Genomic DNA, 7684 nt, shown 5'->3' with positions numbered 1-7684 from the left:
ATAACTTTGAGTTATCTAAAAACAGATTGACTTTAATCATTTAATTACATAGACTGAAAACGCAACCAAAAAATATTCAAAAAGAGGATATTATTGATATGAGCTATAAAGTTGATTTTAAAGATGTCTCAACAGTAGGTTTAGAAAGTTCACCAGTAGCTAAGGCATTAGCCGGTTTGAGAGCTAACGAAGCCCGATACTATTGGAATAAATACAAGCATGAATTTGTAACAGTTCCTGCATCTGAGGATCCCCAAACCTTAGAGTGGGTTGAAGAGGTACTGTCTGAACGTGACATGAAATTTGGTTATACTCCTTTAGAGATTTCCAGTTTTGAAGTAGATGGCTTGAAAATGGCATATGTATTCTACGAAAATGGACTAGTAGTTAATGTGATGTATAGTGTTGAAAAAGGTGGCAAGCGAGCAGTTGGATTTAAACTTTCAGACGGGATGGAAGTGCCAGCTGAATTTGAAGGAAAGTTCAAGTTTGCACGCCAAAAATCGAAGTTGGCCGGTACGATTAGAGGCTCATACTTTGTTGTTAAGGGAGAACATTAAAAATGAAAATTGAACACGTTGCTATTTGGACTAAGGGCATTGAAAAATTTAAGAGCTTCTATGAAAAATACTTTGAAGCTACAAGTAGTGAGTTATACCATAATCGAACAAAAGGATTTTATTCATATTTCCTGAGTTTTCCAGATGGTGAAACCAGAATGGAAATTATGAACCAAGATAATGTTGTCGAACCAGATAGTATAACTTATGGTTATGCCCACATTGCAATGTCATTGGGTAGTGAGAAAGCTGTTGATGAAATGACAGAGCGATTAAGTAACGATGGGTACAAACATACTAATGGTCCCAGAACTACTGGTGATGGTTATTATGAGTCGGTCTTTGAAGATCCTGAAGGTAACGTGTTGGAATTAACTGTATAAATTAAAAAAGCTTCTTATCACTGATTAAAGTGGTAGGAAGCTTTTGATTTCTATAACTGTAATTCATATGCTTTTCGTTCGCCATCTTTACCAGGCTCAACATGGACGATTCCGCAAAATTCAAATCCATTTTTCTGAATTAAATGTTGCATCCGTTGATTGAGGGCATGGGTATCAATTCGTATAGTGGAGAATCCCTTTTGAAGTGATAAACTAATCAAATTTGAAAAGAAGAAATCACTTAAATGCTGTCCACGAAAGTCAGCAGACAAGGCAATGCGGTGAATTGTTGTATATGGAACACCATCCGTAATCCAATTACCATCAATTTGGGCGTAGTTAGGATCATCTATATCAAGGAGTGTTGCAGTACCAGCAATTTCATTTCCAACCATCAATACCCAACAATGCTTCTGATTAATATCTTCAGTCAAAACATCTTCGTTTGGCTTTCCATTTTGCCATTGTGGACTTCCATCGGCTTTTAAAAGTGCCTTAGCCTGATTAATTATTTCCATGATTCGGGGTAAATCTGTTTCAATTGCTTGCCTGATATAGATTGCTGCCATTCTATGCACTCCCTTTGTTTTGTTAATAGTTTACCATTTATGTAACTATTTGAATAAGTGGATTTATGTGTATTATCAGTAGCTTTAGACTTAAAAATAAAATGACAATGTGAAACCGCTTCATTTTGTGGTATGTTAGAAATAATAGCAAGGTGCGGACGGAGGAAAATGAATGTTAACAAATCGAGAAAAAGTAATTGATTTTCTAAAAAGTCGCAGTGAAAGTTTAAGTGCAACAAATAAATTAGGAGTATCAGCAAAAGCTATATCAGATGAGCTTCAAATTCAACGCAGCACAGTAAGCTTATACCTAAATGATTTAGTTCGAAATGGGGAAGCACTGAAAATAAATACTCGGCCTGTGTATTTTATTGATGCTGCTATCTATGAAAAAAATAAAAGTAACTTACCAAATATTCAAAAATATTTGCATAAAGCGAAGGCTAAGAAACATATTACTGATCCATTTCATCAACTTGTTGGAGAAAGCGATAGTCTAAAAGGTGTCGTTGAACAAATGAAGTCAGCCGTAATCTATCCGCCAAATGGGATGCCTAGTTTGCTAATGGGTGATTCGGGAGTTGGTAAGAGTTTCATTGCCAAGTTGGCCTATTTATATGCAAAAGAGCAAGGTTATGTTTCTGGCGAATTTGTAACTTTAAACTGCGCTGAATATGCAGATAACCCAGAATTGCTTTCCAGTATGTTATTTGGTCATACTAAGGGTGCATTCACGGGTGCTCAAGATGAGCGACAAGGCTTATTAGCTAGCGCTCAAAATGGATATTTATTCTTGGACGAAGTTCATCGTTTAGCACCTGAAAGCCAAGAAAAACTATTCCAGTTTATGGATAAAGGAACTTATCGACCAGTTGGTGAAACAAGCAAAGTTAGAAAATCCAATGCTCGCTTAATTTTTGCTACAACGGAACGTAATAATGTGGATTTTCTGCAGACATTCTTAAGACGAATCCCATTAGTTATTCAGATTCCAAGTTATCAAGAAAGAACTAAGAAAGAAAAAATAGCACTGATTACTTCATTATTTATGAAAGAAGCGAAGTTAATTCAGCGAAATCTAACAATCAGTTCCGAAGCGGTTTGTTTACTAATCACGCAAGTGAAAGATGGTAACATCGGTAAATTAGGTAGTATTGTGAAACTTGCCTGTGCAGAATCATTACTTAAACATCGGGACGATAATACTTCAGGATTACTAATCAAAATTAATGATTTACCAGCAAGTTTTTTAACAGATCAAAAACAGTTATCAGAATTACCAACTAACAAAGATGAAACCATTAAAATTGATTTTACTCAGAACGTGGCTATTAGTGCTACAACTAGTCAACAAGTTAAATTGCAAGACTATGCTAAACGAATAATTGCAGCCAGCAGTAATCTAGATGCTACGGATGAGCAACGACAGGAATTCTTTAATAAAATCAGTAAAATTGTCGATCAATTGAGTGATTATATTTCATTTGATTTGGGTCGATCGCAACCAACAGCGTTTGCAGAGTTCATTGAATCAACAATTAAGACATCATTAGCAAACTTTTATCTTAACTTTGGGATGAATCAATTTAATAGTAATGCAGACCTGTTAACAAAAATAATTTTATTTATTAATGACTATGAAAATGATCAAGAAATTGAAGGGCTAACCGAGAGCAATATCAAGATTAAAAGCTTTTATAGTGAAAGATATGAGCTAGCTGAACAGGTTGTTCAAACCATCGGTACACAGTTAGATGTTCAGAAACCTGACTTGTATAAGTTACTAGTTTTCGGTTTTATCTTTTCTCAACGAAAGCAACTTATTCCACGTGATACGAATGCGGTGATTGTGGCCCATGGGTACTCGACCGCTTCTAGTATTGCTACTACTGTTAATCGGTTGTTAGGTACTTTTGTCTTTGCGAGTTTTGATATGCCACTTGACGCGGGTGTTAATGCGGTAGTGAGTGAATTGAAACGGTACTTTAATACGATTAACACTGAAAAAGAGCTAATTATTTTAGTTGATATGGGTTCACTAACAAAACTTCAAAGTAAGATTCAGGATTTCTATGATGGTACGATCGGTATCATGACGAATGTTTCTACCGCATCAGCATTATTTGTAGGTCAAAAGGTTCTTAAAAATGAAGTGGATACTGAAGGGCTGCAGCAAATTGCTGAACAGACGTCGGCTAAATCTAACGTATTAGTTCAGCAAAAACGCCCGAAGGTTATTTTGACAACATGTATTACGGGTATTGGTGCAGCTAAGTATCTTCAAAAAGTCGTCCAGGATAACACAAATGGTGAAATCAATGTAGTCACGTGTGACTACTATGAGTTAAAACGCGATGGAAAACAGAACTCGATTTTTAAAGATTACAATGTAAAGGTGATTATTGGAACGGATGATCCTGATATTACGGATGTTCCATATCTGTCTGTTGAAAGTTTAATTAACCGAGAGGTTGGTGACCGAGTCTTACTAAATGCCTTTCCAGATGTTTTCAATAATAAGAATTTAGAGAATATGAATACGGCAATGGTTAGAGCGTTCACAATTGATAGTATTGCTTCTAACTTAGCGAAGGTTCAACCAGATATTACGATTGACCAAGTGGAACACTGTGTTAAAGTGCTAGAACGTAGCCTTGGTAGCAAAATGGATGTCTATTTAAGAATTAGTTTGTACATGCATTTATGCTTTATGCTAGATCGAATTGTTGATAACCATCCTAATATGGATTATCACAATCTTCAACAGTTTAAAAAAGAACATCAACAGTTTATTAAAGTGGTCAAAGACGCCTTTAGTGAAATAGAACACTATTATAAAGTGACAGTTCCAACATCGGAAATTGGATTTGTATATGATATTTTAAAAAATAGAATTAGCTTAAAATCAATGGATTGAGGCGTGTTCAACAGTGTAAGATTAAAACGCTTACACAAGTTGGCACGCTTTTTGCTTATATAAAGGTGAGGGATAAAGATGAACAAGCAAAGTAGAGTGATTTTTCGAATCGATAACCGATTAGTTCATGGTCAGATTGCAGTGAATTGGAAACAGGCCTTTCAATTTAATACGATCATTGTTCCGGACAATGAATTAGCCGCTGATGATTTTAATCAAACATTGATGAGAATTGCTACACAAGCAGCCAACCTAAAGAGTTATTTTGTATCAGTTAAAGAAGCACCAGCTATTATTAATAAATTAAGTAAGCCAAAGGTTGGATTACTAGGAAAGCAGTCAGAAGAACCAATTTTTATTGTTTGTCGAACACCCCAGGCAGTCAGAGAAATTATTGATGAGGGAGTGAATGCAGATAAAGTTACCATTTGGAATATGTTTAAAAAAGAACATAAGCACCAAATCTTTGGAACCGTATATATGGATGAAGAGGACTTAAATAACGTCAAAGCTATCAAAGAACATAACGTTGAGGTCAAAATCCAAGAAACACCATATTCCAAAGCATATGAAGTGCCGAATACATTGGAGGAATTGAAATGACAGTTGTATTAGCCAGAGTTGACCAACGCTTAATTCATGGAATTGTTGTTAATCAATGGGCTGGAGAAACCCAAGCAAAAAGATACATGGTAATTGATGATGAAGTCAGTAAGGACGAAACCTTAAAGGACAGTATGCGACTTAGCAAACCTGCTGGAACAGGAATGTCAATTATTGATACCGAAAAGGCAATTACTAATTTTACAAATGGTAAATATGATGCTCAACGAGTTTTTGTTATTGCTAAAGAACCCAGCACAATGTTGAAACTTATGGATGCTGGAATTGAAATCCCTAAAGTAGATATTGGAATTATATTTGCTGAGGATGGTCGTACAAGAGTTAGCAAGTTTGTATCACTCAATAAAGAAGAATTCGATGACTTTAAGAAGATTGAAGATCAAGGAGTGCCAGTAGATATTCGCTACGTACCAGCTGATGAACCGCTTAATTTTGATAAAGCAGTCGAAAACAAAGAGTTTAATTAATAAAGGAGGAGAATCAAGATGCCACATTTATTGCAAGATTTATTAATTTTAATATTACCTGCATATGCATTACTAGATAATCAGGGTATTACAATCTTGAATTATTGGCCTGTAACTGTCGGATTAGTTGCCGGATTAATTATGGGTGACATGCATACAGCGATGGTTATTGCAGGTACATTCCAACTTATGTCATTAGGTGTTGCCGGTTTAGGTGGTGCTTCAGTACCAGATTACGGATTAGCAACAATCGTTGGAATTTACTTAGCTGCTCGAACTGGTGCCGGAATTGGAACGGCGGTTGCGGTTGGACTTCCAGTTGGATTGCTTGCTATTCAATTCGATGTTGTTATCAAATTGGCAAACAACTTCATCGCACACAAAGCTCAAGAATACGCACATAAGAAGGAATTCAACAAGATGCGGATGATTAACTGGCTTGGACCTCTGTTCTTTACAATGAAGGACTTCATTCCCATGGTTATCATTATCACAGTTGGACCATCAGCTGTATCAGCAGTTTTAAACGTTATTCCAAAGTGGGTTACAAATGGATTAACTATTGCTGGTGGAATGCTTCCAGTTGTAGGTATTGGAATGTTGATGCATTATATGCCAACTAAGAAATATATTTGGGCTATCTTAGCAGGATTCGTATTTGCTGCATATCTCAAATTACCAGTATTCGGCGTTGCTATTCTTGGTCTTGCCGCTGCTATTATCATTTTCCAACAAGGGATGGCTAAAGCAAACAAGAAGAATGCTGCTGTAGCTGAAGGCGTTGATGATTCTGAAGAAGGAGACGACTACGATGAGTAAAGAAAAGAAACAAACACCAGTAAATACCCCAGGAGTCTTAACACGTAAAGAACGTCACAGTGCGATCCTACGTTACATGACAATGGGTGTTAATAACTTTAATTATGAAACTCAACAGGGACCATCAGTCGTTTGGGCCTTCTCAAAAGTTTTGCGGAAGATTTATCCTAAAGATGACGAATATGTTGAAGCTTTGGATAATCACTTTAAATATTTCAATACAACCACAGCAATGGCTAACATCATTTTAGGTGCAACCTTAGCTATGGAAGAAAAAGACGGTATCAAATCCAAAGATGCTGTTCAATCATTAAAAACATCGTTGATGGGACCATTTGCCGGAATTGGTGACACAATTATTTGGGTTCTCTTCCCAACTATCATGGGTTCAATTGCTGGTTATATGGCTGTACAAGGTAACCCAACTGGTGCCATTGCTTGGATCTTGTTCGACATGCTATTATTCTGGGCACGAATCAAGTTATTTGATTTAGGATACAACTCAGGTGTTAAGTTGATTACTTCCTTGGGTGAGAGATTATCAATCTTTACTGAAGCTACATCTGTCATGGGTCTGACCGTTGTTGGTACCTTGATAGCGACTGTTGTTAAAGTTTATACACCACTAACCTTCATGACTGGGAAAGTTAAGTTAGCAATCCAAAGTGGGATTCTTGATAAGATTATGCCTGCTTTGTTACCAGCCTTAGTTGCTTACATGGTATATACACTTCTTGGTAAAAAGAGTTGGACTCCAACAAAAGTTATTCTACTAATCGTAGTTATTTCACTTGTTGGTGCATTCACCGGTTTACTCGGTGTTCAACCTCAGTAAATTAATTTAAAAAGATATAGCTAATTTATGAGAGGATGTGCTAAAAGAAATTTTAGAGCATCCTTTTATAACATAAGGAGGAACCGAAATTGAAACGCCATATTGTAATTGCTTCACACAATCGTTTGGCAGATGGGATGCGTCAAACCTTAGAATTTATTGCAGGTGAACAGGAGGACTTGGATGTTTTAACTGCTTATGTTGATAACAATCCTATTGAAGATCAAGTTGCCACTATAATGAAAAAGTTTACAGCTGAAGATGAAGTAGTAGTATTTACCGACATGTTAGCTGGCAGTGTAAACCAAAAGTTTTTCCCATACCGGGATCAACCACATACACATGTTATTACAGGGATGAATTTACCTTTAGTTTTAGCAGTTGTTATGGAACCGAAAAAAGAATATATCAGTGATGATCGTATCCGAACATTAATTAATAATGCGCGTGAACAGATTATATATGTTAATGATTTAGATGTTAGCGCTGATGATGACGATGAATAGAGGT

Annotated in this window: 9 protein-coding genes; 8 read left to right on the top strand and 1 reads right to left on the bottom strand. The window is 36.2% G+C overall.

The features are described 5' to 3' along the window. Positions 1-98 precede the first annotated feature (98 nt). A complete protein-coding gene (locus tag IV88_RS03805) occupies positions 99-560 on the top strand; it encodes a hypothetical protein (protein WP_057798934.1) in 462 nt (153 codons plus the stop codon). A 2-nt stretch (positions 561-562) separates the two neighbouring features. Then, the gene (locus IV88_RS03800; protein ID WP_057798932.1) at positions 563-943 is read left to right on the top strand and encodes a VOC family protein; all 381 of its coding nucleotides are present in this window, start codon (positions 563-565) and stop codon (positions 941-943) included. Positions 944-993: 50 nt separating this feature from the next. Here IV88_RS03800 and IV88_RS03795 read toward each other — a convergent pair whose 3' ends face one another. After that, positions 994-1512, bottom strand: coding sequence for a GNAT family N-acetyltransferase (locus IV88_RS03795; RefSeq protein WP_057798930.1), 519 nt, complete (start codon positions 1510-1512; stop codon positions 994-996). A gap of 172 nt (positions 1513-1684) precedes the next feature. On the opposite strand from IV88_RS03795, the gene IV88_RS03790 reads away from it, so the two are divergent. The 6 genes from IV88_RS03790 to IV88_RS03765 all read left to right on the top strand — a co-directional run bounded on the left by IV88_RS03790 (position 1685) and on the right by IV88_RS03765 (position 7680). Beyond that, positions 1685-4429 (top strand): sigma 54-interacting transcriptional regulator, encoded by a 2745-nt coding sequence (locus tag IV88_RS03790; RefSeq protein WP_057798928.1) that lies wholly within the window; start codon positions 1685-1687, stop codon positions 4427-4429. 78 nt (positions 4430-4507) lie between these two features. Beyond that, positions 4508-5032, top strand: a complete 525-nt coding sequence (locus IV88_RS03785) for a PTS sugar transporter subunit IIB (protein ID WP_057798926.1) — start codon at positions 4508-4510, stop codon at positions 5030-5032. Then, positions 5029-5520, top strand: coding sequence for a PTS sugar transporter subunit IIB (locus tag IV88_RS03780; protein WP_057798924.1), 492 nt, complete (start codon positions 5029-5031; stop codon positions 5518-5520). The genes IV88_RS03785 and IV88_RS03780 overlap by 4 nt, the downstream gene beginning before the upstream one ends. Before the next feature lie 18 nt (positions 5521-5538). Beyond that, positions 5539-6339, top strand: coding sequence for a PTS mannose/fructose/sorbose/N-acetylgalactosamine transporter subunit IIC (locus tag IV88_RS03775; protein ID WP_057798922.1), 801 nt, complete (start codon positions 5539-5541; stop codon positions 6337-6339). Further along, positions 6332-7174 (top strand): PTS system mannose/fructose/sorbose family transporter subunit IID, encoded by an 843-nt coding sequence (locus tag IV88_RS03770; protein ID WP_057798920.1) that lies wholly within the window; start codon positions 6332-6334, stop codon positions 7172-7174. Before IV88_RS03775 ends, IV88_RS03770 begins: the two co-directional genes overlap by 8 nt. A gap of 89 nt (positions 7175-7263) precedes the next feature. Continuing rightward, positions 7264-7680 carry a PTS sugar transporter subunit IIA gene (locus tag IV88_RS03765; RefSeq protein WP_057798918.1) on the top strand — a complete coding sequence of 139 codons (417 nt, stop codon included), beginning with the start codon at positions 7264-7266 and terminating at the stop codon, positions 7678-7680. The last annotated feature ends 4 nt before the right edge of the window (positions 7681-7684 follow it).

It is taken from the genome of Pediococcus argentinicus, assembly GCF_001437605.1.
Classification (GTDB): Bacteria; Bacillota; Bacilli; order Lactobacillales; family Lactobacillaceae; genus Pediococcus; species Pediococcus argentinicus.
The sequence above is the reverse complement of the archived record's forward strand: the minus strand, read 5'-3'. Positions and strand labels throughout refer to the sequence as shown.